The sequence below is a fragment of the Mesoterricola sp. MK458 genome (assembly GCF_055384935.1).
The window spans coordinates 2,334,369-2,352,429 of the sequence record NZ_AP045075.1; the positions used below are offsets into that span (position 1 = coordinate 2,334,369).

General features: G+C 66.8%; 14 protein-coding genes and 2 tRNA genes. 8 read left to right on the forward strand and 8 right to left on the reverse strand.

The annotated features are described in order from the left end of the window. The first annotated feature begins 306 nt into the window (after positions 1-306). The 5 genes from ACZ5LB_RS10235 (at position 307) to ACZ5LB_RS10255 (ending at position 6,618) form a co-directional block, all read left to right on the forward strand. Positions 307-966: a type IV toxin-antitoxin system AbiEi family antitoxin domain-containing protein gene (locus ACZ5LB_RS10235; RefSeq protein ID WP_464606303.1), complete on the forward strand. Its 660-nt coding sequence runs from the start codon at positions 307-309 to the stop codon at positions 964-966. After that, positions 963-1,922, forward strand: a complete 960-nt coding sequence (locus ACZ5LB_RS10240; protein WP_464606195.1) for a nucleotidyl transferase AbiEii/AbiGii toxin family protein — start codon at positions 963-965, stop codon at positions 1,920-1,922. The genes ACZ5LB_RS10235 and ACZ5LB_RS10240 overlap by 4 nt, the downstream gene beginning before the upstream one ends. A 17-nt stretch (positions 1,923-1,939) precedes the next feature. Continuing rightward, complete coding sequence (locus ACZ5LB_RS10245; RefSeq protein WP_464606197.1) at positions 1,940-3,043, forward strand: competence protein CoiA family protein; 1,104 nt, start codon at positions 1,940-1,942, stop codon at positions 3,041-3,043. 200 nt (positions 3,044-3,243) lie between these two features. Next, complete coding sequence (locus ACZ5LB_RS10250) at positions 3,244-5,622, forward strand: TOTE conflict system archaeo-eukaryotic primase domain-containing protein (protein WP_464606199.1); 2,379 nt, start codon at positions 3,244-3,246, stop codon at positions 5,620-5,622. A gap of 108 nt (positions 5,623-5,730) precedes the next feature. After that, the gene (locus ACZ5LB_RS10255; RefSeq protein ID WP_464606201.1) at positions 5,731-6,618 is read left to right on the forward strand and encodes an HNH endonuclease; all 888 of its coding nucleotides are present in this window, start codon (positions 5,731-5,733) and stop codon (positions 6,616-6,618) included. A gap of 195 nt (positions 6,619-6,813) precedes the next feature. Here ACZ5LB_RS10255 and ACZ5LB_RS10260 read toward each other — a convergent pair. The 5 genes from ACZ5LB_RS10260 to ACZ5LB_RS10280 form a co-directional block, all read right to left on the reverse strand. Further along, a tRNA-Glu gene (locus tag ACZ5LB_RS10260) sits at positions 6,814-6,888 on the reverse strand. Between the two features lie 51 nt (positions 6,889-6,939). Next, positions 6,940-7,016 (reverse strand) — tRNA-Lys (locus ACZ5LB_RS10265). Between the two features lie 115 nt (positions 7,017-7,131). Beyond that, positions 7,132-9,198 (reverse strand): S46 family peptidase, encoded by a 2,067-nt coding sequence (locus tag ACZ5LB_RS10270; protein ID WP_464606203.1) that lies wholly within the window; start codon positions 9,196-9,198, stop codon positions 7,132-7,134. A gap of 13 nt (positions 9,199-9,211) precedes the next feature. Then, entirely contained in the window at positions 9,212-11,233 is a 2,022-nt protein-coding gene (locus tag ACZ5LB_RS10275; RefSeq protein ID WP_464606205.1) for a S46 family peptidase, read from the reverse strand. Between the two features lie 113 nt (positions 11,234-11,346). Further along, entirely contained in the window at positions 11,347-12,780 is a 1,434-nt protein-coding gene (locus ACZ5LB_RS10280) for a GAF domain-containing sensor histidine kinase (protein ID WP_464606207.1), read from the reverse strand. A 97-nt stretch (positions 12,781-12,877) separates the two neighbouring features. On the opposite strand from ACZ5LB_RS10280, the gene ACZ5LB_RS10285 reads away from it, so the two are divergent. Genes ACZ5LB_RS10285 through ACZ5LB_RS10295 form a run of 3 tightly spaced genes read left to right on the forward strand, consistent with a single transcriptional unit; the run spans position 12,878 to position 15,447 of the window. Then, positions 12,878-14,086: a sensor histidine kinase gene (locus ACZ5LB_RS10285; RefSeq protein WP_464606209.1), complete on the forward strand. Its 1,209-nt coding sequence runs from the start codon at positions 12,878-12,880 to the stop codon at positions 14,084-14,086. Between the two features lie 9 nt (positions 14,087-14,095). Continuing rightward, entirely contained in the window at positions 14,096-14,701 is a 606-nt protein-coding gene (locus tag ACZ5LB_RS10290) for an RNA polymerase sigma factor (RefSeq protein WP_464606211.1), read from the forward strand. Then, positions 14,698-15,447 (forward strand): cupin domain-containing protein, encoded by a 750-nt coding sequence (locus ACZ5LB_RS10295; RefSeq protein ID WP_464606213.1) that lies wholly within the window; start codon positions 14,698-14,700, stop codon positions 15,445-15,447. The genes ACZ5LB_RS10290 and ACZ5LB_RS10295 overlap by 4 nt, the downstream gene beginning before the upstream one ends. Positions 15,448-15,466: 19 nt before the next feature. Here ACZ5LB_RS10295 and mtnA read toward each other — a convergent pair whose 3' ends face one another. Genes mtnA through ACZ5LB_RS10310 form a run of 3 tightly spaced genes read right to left on the reverse strand, consistent with a single transcriptional unit; the run spans position 15,467 to position 17,985 of the window. Then, positions 15,467-16,480 carry an S-methyl-5-thioribose-1-phosphate isomerase gene (gene mtnA, locus ACZ5LB_RS10300; RefSeq protein WP_464606215.1) on the reverse strand — a complete coding sequence of 338 codons (1,014 nt, stop codon included), beginning with the start codon at positions 16,478-16,480 and terminating at the stop codon, positions 15,467-15,469. Further along, the gene (locus ACZ5LB_RS10305) at positions 16,477-17,121 is read right to left on the reverse strand and encodes a class II aldolase/adducin family protein (RefSeq protein ID WP_464606217.1); all 645 of its coding nucleotides are present in this window, start codon (positions 17,119-17,121) and stop codon (positions 16,477-16,479) included. Before ACZ5LB_RS10305 ends, mtnA begins: the two co-directional genes overlap by 4 nt. A 9-nt stretch (positions 17,122-17,130) precedes the next feature. After that, entirely contained in the window at positions 17,131-17,985 is an 855-nt protein-coding gene (locus tag ACZ5LB_RS10310; protein WP_464606219.1) for a hypothetical protein, read from the reverse strand. Positions 17,986-18,061: the final 76 nt, after the last annotated feature.

The window sequence follows — 18,061 nt, forward strand, 5'->3', positions numbered from 1 at the left end:
CAGGATTCCAACCCGTTTTATCGCCGTGAATGGGCGGGCCATAGGGTCAACGGGATTCACCAACTCTAAGCCATCGAGGGCAATTCTCGATGAACAATGTGGGTTGCATCCGGCGATCGAAACCCGTATATTTCTTTTGGGTTTCGTCAATCGGATTCAACCATGGGTCTTCCGGATTTTTTTGCGCTCCATCCCGTTTTCCGACGGGAAACGTTGGATCGCCATCTGGTCTTGGCGTCCGGTCAAGCGCCCAGCCGCGATTCGGTCGAGGAACTCCTCCGTTACCACCAGCGGACTGGGCGAATCATGGCTGTCCGACGAGGTCTTTACGCAACCGTTCCCCCAGGAGGCAAGCCCGAGTCCGCGCCAGTGGATGCCTACCTGGCTGGAACCCTTGGGTGTCCGGGTGGGGTGCTTGGGTACCACACTGCACTGGAACTCCATGGACTGGCTTATTCCTCCTTTGAAGTCATCCAGATCCTTGTGCCGAGACAAGTTCGAGGCTGGCAATTTCGCGGAGTGACCTACTGCCCCATTCGTCCCCGCCACGCCCTCGGGGCTGAAGCCTTCCGCCTTGGAGTGGAGCAGATGGACCGGCGCGGAATTGATATCCAGGTGACCACCCAATCCCGCACACTCGTGGACGTCCTGGATCGTCCTGACCTGGGTGGCGGGTGGGAGGAGGTCTGGCGCTCGCTCGAATCGATCCGATGGGTCGACCTGAACGAAATCACCACCTACCTTCGGCGACTGGGGAACGCAACCACCTCCGCGAAGGTGGGGCACTTCCTCGAACAGCACCAGTCTGCCCTCCATGTGGAAGAAACGGACCTCAAGGCGCTTGAATCTCTCCGGCCCAAGGTGAAGCAATACCTCGACCGGGGAGAGAAGGGGCGCCTATCCCGACGTTGGAACCTGATCGTCCCTGAGGTCATCTGGAACCGGGCCTGGGAGGAACCAGGATGAAACTCTCTCTGGAGCGACTGCTACTTGAAACCCGAGCGACCGGCTTCCGGCCCGAAGGCCTGGAAAAGGTCATTCGGCTCATCGGCATCCTAAACGAAATCTTCCGGGATCCTTTCCTGCGCGACCGGCTGGTTCTAAAAGGGGGGACGGCCCTCAACCTGTTCATCTTCGAAGTGCCCCGCCTCTCTGTGGATATCGACCTGAACTACATCGGAGCCGCGACCAGGGCTGGGATGGAATTGGAACGCCCGAAGGTTGAAGCCCTCCTTCAGGCCATCCTGGAGAAGGAGGAGTTCACGGTTCGGCGGGCTCCAACCGAACATGCTGGTGGAAAGTGGCTGCTGCGTTACCCGTCGGCGCATGGGTCCAGCGGCAACCTTGAGGTCGATCTCAATTTCCTTCACCGGGTTCCCTTGCATCCCATCAAATTCATGAGCTCCCATCCGCTCGGCTCATTCCAGGCTTTGAACATCCCTGTGCTGGGATTCCCTGATCTCGTCGCGGGAAAGCTGGTCGCGCTCCTGGATCGATCCGCCGCCAGGGATGTCGTGGATGCCGCGGCCATCCTGGAGCATCCCGCCTTTGACATGGATCAGGTCCGGCTGCCCTTCGTGGTCATGGGATCCACGGCGAGGACTATGGACCTGCGGGCGATCCAGCCTGATGCCATCACGATTGAGACAGGAGATTTCGAACGAAGAGTGCGACCCTTGCTCAGAACCCAGGCTGGCCCGTTGAACTTGGCGGGGATGGAGGCCAGAGTTCGTTCTGGCATGGCCAGACTGCTTCCACTTCGGCGTGAAGAATCCATGTTCATGGAGGCCCTATGGGACCGGGGGGAGATCGCCCCCCAAAGACTTACGGAAGATCCCGTTCTTCTGCGGCGCATCCTATCCATGCCTCTGCTCCAGTGGAAGGCCCAGAATGTGAAGCAGCACCGGGGGCTGAAGGATTGACCCCCAGGAGGCCGTGAATGCTCACAGCCATGCGAACCATCGATTCCAGCCAGGTGATCCTCCTGAGGGAAGATGGTCCGTCCAGGGCAGAACGACTTCGCGAGGAAGCAGCGGAAGGGCGGATCGTCTGCGAAGGCTGCCGACAGCCCGTAATCGTCCGGGCCGGTGAGGAGCGGATTTGGCATTTTGCCCACCGGGCCGGCGGGGACTGTCCCCGGGCGAAGGAAACGCTCGAGGTCCTCGAATGCCGGGCGCAGCTTTTTAGCTGGCTTCGGGTCCGGTTCCCCGAATCCATCCAGTTGGAGAAGACGGCCGCCCGTCTTCCACGGCCCCTTGATTGCTGGGTCGAGAGGCCTGGCAAGCCGACCCTGGCCTGGTGGGTGGTTCCCGCCGCGGTCAAGCCCGATGTGCGGGAGGCCATGGCGAAGGGCTGCAGGAAACTCGGGGTTCTCCTGCATCCGGTGTTCCATGCGAGGCTGCTGGTCAAGGAACCGGGCCTGGGCCGCATCACCCTTTCCGCAACCCTCCGGGCGTTGACGGAGCATTCCGCCTATGACGGCCTGTATGGGTTCGGCGATGAATCCCTCCATTTCCTGGACCCCGCCAGGCGTCAACTTACCTCCTGCCGGGGCATCTGGCTTCGGCACCCTCCCCAGGGCCACCAGGCCACCCTCCTTGAGCACCCTCTGGAATCGATCCTGCTCCATCCCCGGACCGGAGAATTTGTGCACCCGGGCGAGTATGAGACTTGGAAGGAACACCTTGAGGCCCTCACCCAAAAAAGGCGGGAAGAAGACGAACGAAAGCGGCGCCAGGCGACCACCAATGCGGAAGATTACCGGCGTTTCCACCGAGCCGAATGGGACGACGAGGACGATGACGATGAGGAACCCGAGGAGGGGAAGGTGGCCCCCGAGGTGAGGGTTCTGGAGATGGCCGAATCCCCGGTCCCGGATCGCAGACCGGCAGCCTTGGCGTTCGACTCCCGTGACCATGCCACTCCCACGGAAACCAACGCCGAGGACCTACTTACGTGCAAGGACTGCGGCAACATGACCCGAGATTGGGTGGTGCGCTACGGGAACACCGGGCTTTGCAGATGCCGTGCATGCATGCGTTGATCAATCCTGCAGGCCAGCTTTGCCACGGCGCCTCATGAGGGATGGCTGGTGGGCATGGAGCATCCGGATTGCTTCCATTCGGGTGGTGAAATCAAAGGCCTTGGAATGGAACTCCCTGTCCAGCAGTCCCATCACAAGGCCTACGGCCCGATCGTAGTGCCTTGTTTATTGGATGCTAGATTTAACCGTGAAGGAGCTGTATGGATCAGTTCGCCCGGTCAAAGCGCCTGCAGGACCTGGAGCGTCTGCTCGCGGGGAACCTCGCCGAGGCGGATCGACTTCGGGCCGAAATCCTGGAACTGCGGCGAATCCAGGTTGCCACGCCATCTTCCGACCAGGCCGGAGGCCATCCCGGCCCATCGACGCCCGCCTCGAAGGTCGCCCTGTTCAGGAGCCTATTCCGCGGCCGGGAGGATGTCTACCCGCGCCAATGGTTTTCCAGGAAGCCGGAAAGGCCGGGAAAGCCCGGGTATTCTCCAGTTTGTCTTGCCCTGGGCCCCGAACCCGCGTACGCGCCCCTGACCGACCAGGTGATCCTGGATCATCTCCAGGGTCGACAGGTCATCGGGCTGTATCCACTCCTTAGGGACGAGACCTGCTGGCTTCTGGCGGTGGACTTCGACAAGGATGGCTGGCACGGGGACCTCCGGGCCTTCGCCCAGACGTGCCAGTCCTGGGGTGTCCCGGTCACCCTCGAGCGGTCCCGGTCCGGCAATGGCGGGCACGCATGGATCTTCTTCCAGGCTCCGATCCCTGCGGTTAGCGCCCGTAGACTCGGCAGCTTCCTTCTGACCGAAACCATGGACAGACACCCTCACCTGGGCATGGGATCCTATGACCGCCTGTTTCCCAACCAGGACACCATGCCCAAGGGCGGCTTCGGGAACCTGATCGCCCTGCCCCTCCAGTTCGAGGCTCGAAAGGCCGGCAACACCCTGTTCCTGGATGTGGCCCTGGAGCCTCATGCGGATCCATGGGCCTACCTCGCAACCGTGGAGCGAATGGAGCCGAGCAGGGTAGAGACGCTGGTCCAGAAGGCCTCGAGCCAGGGCCGGATCCTTGGGGTGCGCTTCGACGCCATCCAGGATGGGTACGAGATGGCACCCTGGGAGCGCCCCCCCTCAGGCAAGGCCCGGACAGCGGTCCTGGGCCCCATGCCTGGAAGGGTCGGAGCCACGCTTTCCAGCCAGATCTTCCTGGAGAAGACGGGCCTGCCCCAGGTATTCCTGGCCGAGGCCAAGCGGCTCGCTTCCTTCCAGAATCCGGAGTTCTACCAGAAACAAGGCATGCGCTTCTCCACCAACGGCATTCCAAGGATCATTTGCGCCGCCGAAGACCACCCCGCCCACCTGGCCCTCCCCCGCGGCTGCAGGCAGGAGTTGGAAACACTGCTCCAGAGCCACGGCTCCAGCCTGGAGGTTGAAGACCTGCGTTTCGGCGGGCGGCCCCTCCTTGTGGACTTCAAGGGAAGCCTGACGGACCTACAGGAGGCGGGGTCCCGTGCCCTGATGAAGGAAGACATCGGGGTCTTCGTCGGGCCTCCAGGAACGGGAAAAACGGTTCTGGGCGCCTTCATGATTGCCGCCAGGGGCGTGAACACCCTTGTTCTTGTCCACCGCAAACCGCTCATGGAGCAATGGCGCGCGCAACTCCAGGCCTTCCTGGGCCTGGACGCAAGGGAAGTCGGGCAGATCGGGGGCGGCAGGCACAAACCCAACGGCAGGATCGATGTGGCCATGATCCAGAGCTTGGCCACTCGGGAAGGCGTGATGGACCTCGTTGGCGAGTATGGCCATGTGATCGTCGATGAATGCCACCATGCCCCCGCAGTATCCTTCGATCGCGTCATGCGTGCGGTCCGGGCCAGGTATGTCCTGGGCCTGACCGCGACCCCCTTCCGCCGTGACGGCCTGCAGCGGCTTCTGCATTTCCAGTGCGGGGACATCCGCTTCCAGGGCCCCGCTGCCCTCGGCCACGCCTTTTCCAACCGGTTGGTCCTGCGGGAGACTCGGTTCTTTGGAGAAGGCACGATCCAGGAGCTTTATGCCGCCCTTGTGAATGACCCCCTGAGGAACGCGCAGATCGCCAAGGACGTCCAGGAGGCACTGGGTGAAGGCCGCTCCCCGATCGTGTTGACGGAGCGGAAGGATCACCTGGAGCGTCTGAAGGCGGCCCTCCAGCACGCCGCGCAGCACGTCGTCGTCCTCCACGGAGGCATCCCTGCCAGGCAGCGCAGGCTCGCCCTTGAGCAGTTGGCCGAAGTTCCAGAGCATGAATCCCGGCTAATCCTGGGTATCGGGCGGTACATCGGTGAAGGGTTCGACGACCCCCGGCTGGACACCCTTGTCCTGGCCATGCCCATCGCCTGGAAGGGAACCCTCGTCCAGTACGCAGGGCGCCTCCACCGCCTGCGGGAAGGCAAGGACGAAGTCCGGATCTACGACTACCTGGACGCTTCCGTGCCCGTCTTCCGGAAGATGTTTGACAAGCGCCTCCGCAGTTACCGGTCCATGGGATACCAGCCTGGGGAGAAATCAGGGCATGACTCTCTTTTCACCGACGCATTGGACGCCCCATAACCACTGAAAAGGAAGTGCGCGGGACGTCAAGGAAGGTCGAGGCCCAGCTCTCCATCTGCGAATAACCGGATGCACAGGCAACCATGGGACCTGGTAGCCTGGTCCATCATGTCCAATGCAGTGTTCACCACATCGGTAGGCTCGATCTACGATGACCTGCCGGAATTCCGGTACCACTTTCCCCACACCTACCTGAACCAGGTGAAGGCGGCGCTGGGAGACTGGATCGTGTACTACGAACCCAGGCGCAGCCTTCGTGGCGGCAGACTGGCCTACTTTGCCATGGCCAAAGTGGTCGCCATCGAACCCGACACGCGGTCGCCAGGTCATTACTATGCCTACCTGGACGGCTACCAGGAGTTCGACCAAGCGGTGGGCTTCCAGGGCCGCGGCACCTATTGGGAATCTGCCCTCCAGAAGGAGGATGGGAGTACAAGCAAAGGGGCCTTCGGTCGTGCCGTGCGAATCCTCCCTTCCACTGAATTCGAAACGATTGTTCGGGAAGGCTTCCACCGTCATTTGGCCGCGTGGGAGGCCAAGGATGCTGCCCTGGCCCAGGGAATCCCTGAGGAGGCCGTGGATCTGGAAGCGCGTCCTCTCGTGGCCCAGTGCATCACCCGTCCTTTCAGGGACGAGGCCTTCAGGCGCAGGGTCCGGGAAGCCTACCGGGAGACCTGCGCTTTTTCAGGGTTGCGACTCATCAATGGCGGGGGAAGACCCGAAGTCCAGGCCGCCCATATCCGGCCCGTGGCCTCGGCTGGACCGGATTCTGTCAGGAATGGGCTCGCGCTCACCGGAACCATCCACTGGCTCTTCGACCGGGGATTGCTTGCCATCGGGGATGACCTGACCATTCTTGTTTCTCCCCAAGGCCTCCCGGACGACCTGGGTAGGCTACTCCGCCCTGACCACCGGCTGATGCCACCCGAACATCCCGACCACTACCCACACCCCGTCTTTCTTGGCTGGCACAGGGAGCATGTATTCAAAACCTGAAAACGAAGCTCTCAATATGGCTTGCCTAGCGATTCATGCCCCTGGGGAATCGCTGTAAAACCATGCCCGGACAGCAGTGCGCATCCTCGCCGGTCCCCCCCTGCCCCGGAGCCCCCGAAGGAGGAAAGCGTGAGGGAATTGGCCAAAAACGAAAAAGCCGGAGGGTTACTCCGGCTTCTAAGCATTGCACTTCTTTGGTAGGGCCAACGGGATTCGAACCCGTGTTATCGCCGTGAAAGGGCGACGTCCTAACCCCTAGACGATGGCCCCCTGGGTTGGACTTGCGGTGGATCTGCTGGTTTTCAAGAACTTCCAGGAGAGTGGTGAGCCCAGCCGGACTCGAACCGGCGACAATCTCCTTAAAAGGGAGGTGCTCTAACCAGCTGAGCTATGGGCCCATGCCGCTGCCGGCGAAAGACCAGTTTGCCTTTGAAAGGGCGGAAGGTCAAGGGATGGTTCCCGAGGGCGAGGGCCCGGGGAACGGAGTTCCCGGGGCCCTCGGCGGCGGGGTCGCTACTTGCCGAGGATCTCGTTGACGATGGGGGCGTCGGCGTAGACCTTGTCCAGGGATTCCAGGATGGCCCGGGCGTCCACGGCGATGCCGCGGTTGACCTTGCCGTCGTAGAAGAAGTGGCCGGGCAGGCTCTCGATGTTGCCGTCGAAGATCAGGCCGATGAGGTCGCCCTTGCGGTCGATGACGGGGCTGCCGGAGTTGCCGCCGATGATGTCCACGGCGTGGGCGAAGACGAAGGGGGTGTCGGGGTTCACCTTGGAGCGGTTCTCGATCCAGCGCTTGGGCAGGGACCAGGCGCCGTTCTCGGCTTCGGGGCCCCAGGCCGCGGCGCGGTCGTAGAGGCCGCCCAGGGTGGTGAAGGGCTGGATCTGGGTGCCGTTGGCGGGGTAGGACGCCACGGGACCGTAGGTCATGCGCAGGGTGAAGGTGGCGTCGGGGTAGACGCTCTTGCCGTAGGCCTTGAAGCGGGCCTTGGCGATGCGGCGGCCGTGCTCGGCCAGGACGGAGGTGACCTGGTCTTCCATCTTCTTGCGGAATTCGCGGTTGGGGCCGTCGATCTTGCGGGCCAGGACGATCATGGGATCCTGGCTGGCGTCGATGGCCTTCCTGCCGCCTTCCATGAGGGCCTTGCGCGCCGCGGGGTCGGCCAGCTTCGAGCCTTCCACGGCGGCCTTGGCGAACTCCGCGGGGGTGCGCCCGGCGAGGAAGGACTTCACCAGGGGCGTGCCGGCGGATTCCTGGAGGCCGAAGGTGAACATGGCGGTCTCGAGGGCGGGGTAGAAGGGGCGGTTCACCTGCAGGCGCTTCTTGACGCCCTCCAGGCGCGTGTCGCGGAACTCCTCCAGGCGCTGCTCGGAGGGCTTGGCGGATTCCTCGGCCAGGCGCACCAGGGTGAGGGCGTAGCCCAGGAGGCTGCTATCGTAGGCGGCGCCGGAGCGGGCGTTGAGGGCCTGGCTCTCCTGGAACAGGGTCTTCTGGACCTGCAGGGCCTTCTCGATGGCCGCCCAGCTTCCCGCCGCGTCGGAGGTGGGATCCGCGGCCACCTTGGCCTTGAGGGCCGCCTCGGCCTTGGCGATGCGGGCCATGGCCTCCTGGTTCTTCAGGCCGGAGACGTAGCCGGTCATGGCCTTGATGCCGTTCTCGATGCCGAAGATGGTGGAGGCCACCTGGCGCCGGTTCTCGGGGGAGAGCTTCGCGTAGTCCAGGAGGGCCTGGCGCTGGCGCTCGGAGGCCTTGATGCGGTTGGGCAGGTTGAACTCGCCCGCGAAGGCCATCTGGGCGGAGGTCCCCAGGCGCTCGGTGCTGCCGGGGTGGCCGATGACGAAGGTGAGGTCGCCGTTCTTCACGCCGGTCTTCGTCCAGTTCAGGTGGTGGGCGGGGTGGTAGGGCTTGCCATCCTCGTAGACGCGGAAGAGGGTGAAGTCCAGGTTGTGACGGGGGTAGGTGAAGTTGTCGGAATCGCCGCCGAAGAAGGCGATCTGCTGCTCGGGGGCCATCACCAGGCGGATGTCGGTGTGCTTCTTGTACTGGTACATCCAGTACTCGCCGCCGGCGTAGAGGGACACGGCCTCGGCGGTGAAGCCGGTGCGGTCCTGGATCTCCTTGGTGATCCGGGCGAGCTCGTCCTGGCGGGCCTTGTTGGCCTCCTTGTCGCCGGTGCCGGGCTTGACGGCCTTGTTGACGCGGTCGGTGACGTTCTCCATGGCCATGAGGGTGTAGAGCTCCAGGCCGGGGACCTTCAGTTCCTCGGCGCGGGTGGCGGCGATGAAGCCGTCGCGGATGTAGTCGTGCTCCTTGCTGGAGAGCTGCTGCACCGAGCCGCGGCCCACGTGGTGGTTGGTGAGCACCAGGCCGTCGGCGCTGATGAAGGAGCCGCTGCCCCCGGGAAAGCGCAGGGCCGAGAGGCGCACGTGGTCCAGCCAGGCCTGGTCAGGGGTGAAGCCGTAGTCGGCCTTCAGCTTCTGGACCGGCAGGTTGTCGAAGGTCCACATGCCTTCGTCGGCGCGGAGGCTGGGGGCGCAGGCCAGGAGGGCCGCGAGGGGAAGGAGGGTGAAACGCGTCTTCATGGGGGCTCCAGGGTTACTTGGACGTGATTTCGGTGACGAGGTGGCCGGCGTCGTAGACCTTCCCCAGGGCGGCGAGGAGGGCCGAGACGTCCACGGAAATGCAGCGGTTCACCTTGGGGTCGAAGAAGTACCGCCCGGCGTTGGACTCGATGTTGCCGTCGAAGGCCAGGCCCACCACCTCGCCCTTGCGGTCGACCACGGGCGAGCCGGAATTGCCGCCAATGATGTCGTTGGTGGAGATGAAGTCGAAGTGGGTGCTCATGTCCAGCCGCGGCCGGGCCTTGATCCAGCGCTCCGGCAGCTCCCAGGAACGGTTCTCGGCTTCGGGTCCCCAGGCGTCGGCGCGGTCGTAGAGGCCGCCGAAGGTGGTGAAGGGCTGGGCCAGGGTGCCGTTGGCGGGGTAGGTCTCCACCGCGCCGTAGGACAGGCGCAGGGTGAAGGTGGCGTCGGGGTAGACGGACCGGCCCCGCACCTGGAAGCGGGCCCGGGCGATGCGGGCGCCCTGGTCGGCGATGACGGCGGCGGTCTCCTCGCGCATCTGCCGAAGGGCGTGGTTGAAGGGCTGGAGCCTCCGGGCCAGGACCACCAGCGGATCGGTGGAGCCCTTGACGCCGCTCTCCACGGCCTTGGCGCGGGCGGCGGGATCCCTCAGGAGGGCCGAGGCGAACAGCGCCTGGGTCGCGGCCTCCGGGGTGCGGCCGTCCAGGAGCGCCTTCACCTGGGGATGCCCGGCGCCCAGTTCCTCCAGGGCGCCCCGGGCGCCGGCCAGGAAGACCTCCCGCTCCAGCTCCAGGTTCTCGAACATGCGGCGCCGCAGCGCGTCCTTGCGATCGGCGATGTCCTTCTCGGTGCGGTAGCCCGCGCCCCTCTGGGCGGCGGGAAGGGCCAGCTCCTCCTCCAGGCGCAGCAGGTTGGCGGCGTAGGGGAGGGCCGAACCGAAGGTGGAGGCGACGTCCTCCCGGGCCACGGCGGCGCGCCGGGCCATGGCCTTGGCCACCAGGTCCCAACTGGAGCCCGTGGAGGCCTGCAGGGCGGGATCCTTCGCCACGGCCTCGCGCAGCTCCTTTTCGGCCCGGGCCACGGCGGCCATGGCGTCCTTGTCGCGAAGGCCCACGGTCTCGTTGACGTAGACCTTGTAGGAATTCTCCAGGCCCATGAGGGTGCCCGAGACGATGCGGGCGTTCTCGGGGCTCCGGGCCGCGAAGGCGTGGAGGGCCTTGCGCGTGCGGTCCAGGGCGCGGATGCGGGCGGGGTTCAGGGCGTCGCGGTAGGCCTCCATCTGGGCCAGGGTCTCCAGGCGGGAGGTGCGTCCGGGGTGGCCCACCACCAGGGTCATGTCGCCGTAGCGCGGGCCCGCGGCGGCGAAGGTGAGGTGCTGGGGCGGCACGTAGGGCTTGCCGTCCTCGTAGACCCGGAAGAGGCTGAAGTCCAGGTCGTGGCGGGGGAAGGAGAAGTTGTCCCAGTCCTTGCCGAAGGCGGCGATGCCGTATTCGGGGGCCATGACCAGGCGCACGTCCTTGTGCACCTTGTAGGAATAGATCCAGGACTCGCCGCCCTGGTAGAGGGACACGGGCTCGCAGCGCAGGCCGGTGCGGGCCTCGGCCTCCCTGGCCAGGCGCGCCAGCGCCTCCCGCGGGCTGCCGGAGGCCTTGGCCACGGCCGCGGTGACGTCCTCCATGGCCATGAGGGTGGCCAGCTCCAGCCCGGGGACCTTGATCTCGGCCTTCCGGTCCATGGCCACGAAGCCGTTCTTGACGTAGTCGTGGGCGGCGTCGGAGACGCGCTCGATCCAGCCGTGGCCCACGTGGTGGTTGGTGAGCACCAGGCCGTCCCGGCTGATGAAGCTGCCGGTGCCGCCGGGGAAGCGCACCACGGCCAAACGGACGTGGTCCAGCCAGGCCTGGTCCGGGGCGAAGCCGTACTTGGCCTTCATCTGGGCCTTGGGCAGATTGTCGAAGGTCCACATCCCTTCGTCCGCCCGAAGGCTGGTGAGGGCGGCGAGGATGAGGGCGATGCCAAGGGCGCTGCGATTCATGCCGGGCTCCGAAGATGCCTCAGTTTACGAGGCCTCGGATTCCCATACAAGAAGGGTTTCAAGGAGGCTGTCCAAGTATTACTCGGCCCCGCGAGGAATACTTGGACAGCCTCCTATGCGATGGGCACCGTGAGGGTCATGGTCGTCCCCTTGCCTTCTCCGCCGCTTGCCAGGGCGATGGTGCCGTTCATCATCTCCATGAGGTGCTTGCAGATGACGAGGCCCAGGCCCGTGCCGCCGTACTCCCGGGAGTGGCCGCCGTCCGCCTGGACGAACTTCTGGAACAGGCGGGTCTGGGCCTCCGGGGACACGCCGATGCCGGTGTCGGTCACCAGGATGGCGATCTCGCCGAAGCCCCGCTCGGCCGAAACGGTCACGGCGCCGTCCTTGGTGAACTTCAGGGCGTTGGACAGCAGGTTGATGAGCACCTGCCTCAGTCGTCCGGAGTCCGCCAGCACCTCGGGCAGCTGGTCCAGGTCCGCGGGCCAGACCAGGTCCACCTCCGGCTTGCGGGGGTAGGCCTGGACGATGGTCCGCACCTCGTCCATCAGCCCCGCGAGGGCGCAGGGCTCGATGCGGATCTGCATGCGGCCGCTCTCGATCTTGGCCAGGTCGAGGATGTCGTTGAGGAGGTCCAGGAGGTGCTTGCCGGAATTGTAGCTGTCGGCCAGCATCCGGTTCATCTCCTCCTCGTCGTCGTAGAGGCCGTCCATGACCAGGCGCGTGAAGCCCATGATGCCCGTCAGGGGCGTGCGCAGCTCGTGGCTGGTGAGTGCGAGGAACTCGCTGCGGAAGCGGTCCGCCTCCCGCAGGGCGGCGTTGGCTTTCTCCAGTTCACCGGCCTGCCGCCGCAGGGTGTCCCGCTGGTTCCCCAGATCCCGGAAGAGCCAGGCGTTGTAGATGCTGGCGGCCACCTGGCGCTGGAGGATGGTGAGGGAGTTCTGGTCCTCCTCCAGGGTGCTGCCGGCCTCCAGCCCGATGATGGCGAAGCCCATGAGCAGGAGCTGGTTCTCGAAGGGCACGTAGTAGAGGGCCGTGTCCTCGGTGGGCTTGAGGGCGTCCAGGTAGCCCTTGTGCACGGACGGGTCGAGCCACTGGTCCTGGAAGAGCACCATGGGGGCGTTGGGGAAGGGATTGGGGGCGGGAAGGCGCAGGCGGGCCCCCACCGCGCGGGGCAGGCCGTGGGCGCTGCGGGGCTCGTAGCAGGCCCCGGTGTCCTCCATGATCCAGACGATGCAGGTGCGGGCGCCGAACTCCCGCACGAAGACGTCCTGCACGACGCTGGCCACCTGGGCGGCCTTGGGGGTGGCGGCGAGGATCTCGGCCACGTGCTGGAGCACGCCCATCTGGTGCGACCGGCGCGCGAGCCGGGTCTTGAGGTCGGCAACCTCCTGGGTGAGGGAGGACACCAGGCGCTGACCGTGGAGCAGCTCCACCAGCAGCTCGTTGTTCTGGCCCGCCGTGAGGCCCGCGGGAACCGGTCCGGCGGGGGCCGGACGGTTGGGGGAGGATCCCGGCTTGAAGGGGTTTGGGGGGATGGAGGCCATTCACTTTAAGGATGCCCTCCCAAGGCCGCTTTGCAAGATCTCTTGTGGATTTCCCGGCCCTGGCCTCAGACTGTTTTCTCAACATGATAAGCCTTGGATGAAAGCGGCCCACCTCAAACCTCCCGCCACCGAACGCCTCATCTTCTGGAGCGTGGCCTTCATTCTGCTCAGCCAGATGGCCTGGTGGATCAGCCTCCAGATCCGCGAATCCCGGAACCTCCAGAACGCCCGCATCGCCACCATGAGGGCGGGCCGGGCCGAGGCGTGGCAGATGGACAGCGCCGAGATCCTGCGCATCGTGTTCCAGGGGGACCCCGGCACGGCCAAGCCGGGGACGGTGGAGGCCCGGCTCCCCCAGTTCCCTCCCCTGCCGGTGCGGAAGGCGGCCATCGAGGGGCGGTTCCCGTACGTGGCGGTGGTCCCGGGCCCGGTGGAGCCGGACGATCCCATGCTCCTGGACCAGTCGGCCTACCTCACCCTGCGGGTGGAGATCCTGGGCGCCATGGAACGGGAGCGGACCCTGGCCCTGTGGAGGGCCGGCGGCGAGGCCGCCATCATGGTCCTCGCCGTGCTCCTGGGCCTGAGCTACATCTACCGGAAGCTCAACTCCGAGATGGAGCTGATGCTCCGCCAGCGCAACTTCATCGCCTCGGTCACCCACGAACTCAAGACGCCCATCGCGAGCCTGCGGGTGTGGATCGAGACCCTCTACACCCGGGAGCTGGGGCCCGAGCGCCGGGCCCGGATCCAGAAGCTCATGGACGGCGACCTGGTGCGCCTCACGGAACTGGTCGGCAACCTCCTGGAGGTCGCCCGGGCCGACGCGGGCAGCCTGGACCTGAAGTTCGAGCCCACCGAGCTCGCGCCCTGGCTGCGGGAGGTGGCCGAATCCATGGACCACCGCCTGGGGACCGGGTCGCTGGGGCTGGACCTCCAACTGGGCATCGGCATCCACGCGGACATGGACCGCAAGGCCATGGGTCAGGTCATCGACAACCTCCTGTCCAACGCCTTCAAATACGCCCCCGAGCCCCGCTCCACCCGCATCACCCTGGACTCCGACGGCGAAAACGCCATCATCACGGTCACGGACTGCGGGAACGGGATCAGCGCCCGGGAGCTCCCGCGGGTCTTCCAGCGGTTCTACCGGGTGGGCGACGAAATGACCCGCCAGGTTCCTGGAACCGGCCTGGGGCTCTTTCTCTGCTGGGAAATCGTCAACCTCCACCAGGGCCAGATCAAGGCGTCCAGCCCCGGTCCCGGCCTGGGCACCACCTTCTCCATCCGCATCCCCCTCTCCCGCTAGGTCAACCGGATGAACCCACAGCCCGAAAGCCAGCTCATCTCCAACGCCCAGGCGGGCGACGGGGAAGCCTTCAGCGTCCTGGTGCGCCCCTACCTTGGCCTGTTCTACGCCGGGATCCACCGGATCCTCCAGGACACGCTGGATACCCAGGACGCGCTGCAGGAGGCGCTGATCAGCATCCACACGGAGCTGGGCCGGTTCCAGGGCAAGAGCAAGTTCTCCACCTGGGCCTACCGCATCTGTATAAATGAAGCACTAATGTTACGGAGATCACGGATCCGCCGCCGCGAGGATGCCATCGAAGATTTTCTGCCACGTTTTTCGCCCGACGGGCATCTCATGAATACGGACAGGATGCGGGACTGGAGCCAGGACGCGATCGCCCTGGTGTCCGTGGAGCGGGACCAGATGCGGGCCAAGATCCGCGAAGGCCTCAACCAGCTTTCCGACGACCAGCGCGCTGTCTTCATTCTCAGGGATCTGGAAGGCATGGACACCGACGAAGTGGCCACCAAACTCGGCATCAGCCGCGGACTCGTCCGCCAGCGCCTGCACCGGGCCCGCCTGGGATTGAGGGGTTTCCTGGACGCGTTCATGACGGGGAGGCGGGTATGACGATGGCATTGACGTGCGAAGCGACCAGCGCCCTGCTCTCGGAATTCGAGGACGGGACGCTCTCCCTCTGGCAGGCCTTCCTGGTGAGGCTCCACCTGCTCTTCTGCCCCTCCTGCCGGGCCATCCTGGCCACCATGCGCGCCCTGCCGGCGCTCATGCACGACCTGGAGCCCGAGGCGCCCGAGGCGGCGCAGGCCGCCCTGGACGGCGCCCTGGCGGCCCTGGGCAGCGCCGGCCCCCGGGCCTGGCCCGCCACCCCCGTGCCGGCCGAGGCCCGGGACCTCCTGGAGGCCGGCCCCGACCTGCCCCTGGCCATCCTCGCCGAGGCCCACCAGGAAGTGGCCAGCGCCCGCGGACCCCAGCCGGGCCCCTACCACCTGCCCCCGGCCATCCTGGACCGCCTCCCCCCCCAGGACCAGTGGCGCTGGACCGACGGCGCCCAGGGCAGGCGCCGGGTGGAACTGCTCAAGGATCCCGAGCGGGGTCTGCGCCTGATCCTGGCCTACTCCCCCACCGGCGCCCGGGCCAAGGCCCATCGCCACCTGGGCTCCGAGAGCATCCTCGTCCTGGCCGGAACCATGAACGAGAAGGGCCTGGCGCTCAGCGCCGGGGACTGGGTCCACCACGGGCGGGGCACGGTGCACGCCCCGGAGATCCGGGGCGAGGACTGCTGGTGCCTGATCCGGGAGGAGGGCGGCACCGAGGCCGCGGGACCCCTGGACTGGCTCACCTCCCGGGTGCCGTGAATCCGGGTCCGGCCGTGGCCTACTGAGCCGCCAACTTTCCCGCGGCCAGTTCGGCGGCGGTCAGCACGCCCCGGTCCGTCACCAGGCTCGTCACCAGGGCGGCCGGCGTCACGTCGAAGGACGGGTTGAAGGCCGGCGTCGCGGGGGCCGTCCAGGTGCTCCGCACCTCGGCCCCGTCGCGCTGCTCGATGGGGATGGCCGCGCCGTCGGGGCAGGCGAGGTCCACCGTGGACCAGGGGGCCACCGGATGGAAGGGGACCCCGTGGAAGCGGCACTGCACGGCCAGGCCGTAGGTGCCCACCTTGTTCGCGAAGTCGCCGTTGGCCGCCACCCGGTCGGCGCCCAGGAGCACCCGGGCGACGCGGCCCTCCCGCAGAAGGATGGCCGCCATGCTGTCGGTGATCAGGGTGTGGGGGATGCCCAGGCGGGCCAGTTCCCAGGTGGTGAGGCGCGCCCCCTGGAGCAGCGGCCGGGTCTCGTCCACGAACACGTGGCGGACCCGCCCGGCCTCCCAGCCCCGGCGGATCACCCCCAGGGCGGTGCCGATGCCGGCGGTGGCCAGGCCCCCGGAATTGCAGTGGGTGAGCACGGCCTCGTCCGGGCCGAAGAGCGCCAGGCCCCTTCGCGCCATGGCCTCGCACAGGGCCACGTCCTCCACGAAGATGGCCTCGGCCTCGGCGATCAGTTCGGCCACCACCACGTCGTCCTTGCAGCGGCCCCCCTCCAGGATGGCCCCCAGGCGGTCCATGGCCCACATGAGGTTCACGGCGGTGGGGCGCGCCCGGCGAAGGTGCGCCGCGGCCAGGCGCAGGGCGTCGGGGCCGGCGCCGTCCTGGGCGAAGGTCGCCAGGGAGAGGGCCGCGGCCACGCCGATGAGCGGCGCGCCCCGCACCGCCAGGCGCCGGATGTGCAGGACCATGGCGTCGGGGTCGGGCACCTCCACCCATTCCTCCCGGTGGGGGAGGAGGGTCTGGTCCAGGATGCGCAGTCTGCGGCCGTCGTGGCGGAGGGCGAGGGAATCGGCGGTCTTCACAGGAGTTTCCTTCCGGATTGCGCGCGGGCCCGGCGGAGGGCTTCCACCTCGGGCTCCGGCAGGGGCCTGGGGCCGCCCAGGTCGAAGGCGGCCTTGAGGATCTGGCAGGCGTGTTCCAGGCGTTCCATGCCGTTGTAGGCCTCCTCCAGCGTCTCGCCCCAGGCCAGGGCGCCGTGGCGGGAAAGCACCAGGAGGCGGTGCTCCGGCAGGAAGGGGGCCAGGACCTCGCCCATGGCGGGGGTGCCCGGGCGCGCGTAGGGCGCGAAGGGGATGGTCCCCGCGGCCAGGATCACCTCGGGCAGGGCGTCCGAGGGCAGGCTGGCCCACTCCGGGTGGGCCAGGCTGAAGGCCACGGCGGTGGGGGGGTGGGCGTGCACCACGGCCCGGGCCTCGGGACAGGCCCGGTACACCGCCAGGTGCATGAGGCGCTCAGTGCTGGGACGGCCGGAGATGATCCGGCCGTCCCGGGCCAGGAAGGCCAGGTCCCCAGGCGCCATGCCCGCCTTGGCCACGCCCGAGGGCGTGATGGCGATCCGCCCGTCGTCCAGCAGCACGCTGACGTTCCCGTCGGCGGCGGCCAGGAGGTTGCGGGCGTGGAGCCGGCGGCAGACGTCGCAGATGGAGGCCAGGAGCTTGTACATCCCCCCAGTCTATTTCAGGACGACCCGTTCCGGCTGGCTCAGGGTGAAGATCACGGTCTTGGAGGCCGGGATCCGGATGATCGTGTCCGCCGTGCCCGCGGCCACGGCGGTGCCGGCCGCGGCGCCGATGGCCGCGCCGCCCAGGGCGTGGTCGCCCTGGTGCTTGCCGCTGGAGAGGATGCCCACCAGGGCGCCCAGGGCGGCGGTGCCGCCGATGAACTTGGCGTTGCGCTCACCCCGCTTGTCGCCCACCACCAGGTAGGTGCCGGCCTCCACGTCGTTGCGCCCCACGGTGGAGAGCTGGATGCCCAGCCCGCCCTGCCCGCTCTGGAGCCGGCCGGCCGGAGTGCTCTGGGCCACCACGCCCTTGACGGGGGTCCCCTTGGGCCAGGCCACCTTGCCGCCCACGGTCACGTCGTCGGCCAGAGTGCCTTCCCAGCCCTCGCCGGCCTGGTCCTTGTCGGTGCTGAGCTCCCGGGACAGCAGCACGGCCACCTGGGTCTGGGCGGGCACCTCCAGGATGACGGTCTTGGCCGCCTCGGCCTTGGGCGCCTCCGCGATGGCCTTGGCGTCCTGGTGGGCGAGGGCGGCGCTCTTGCGGGCGTCGGCCAGGCGGCGGTCCAGGGACTTGAGCTGGGCCTTGGACAGGTGCTGGACGGTGTCCGCGTCGCCTTCGGGAGCCTGTTTGCCCGCCTTGATGTCGGCGACCTGCTTTTCCAGCTGGGCCACGCGCTCATCCGCGGCCTTGGCCGCCGCCTGGGCCTGGACCTCGGCCTCGGAGGGCTTGCGGTCGCAGGCGAGCTGCCCGCAGATGGCGGCGGAGGAAAGGATCCCGGTGAGCCAGAGGGATGATTTGATCGTCATGGTGGACCTCCAGGAAAGGGCGAAAAATGAAGTATAGTTGGGACACGCACGACGAGCACCGTCCGCGAACCCGGAA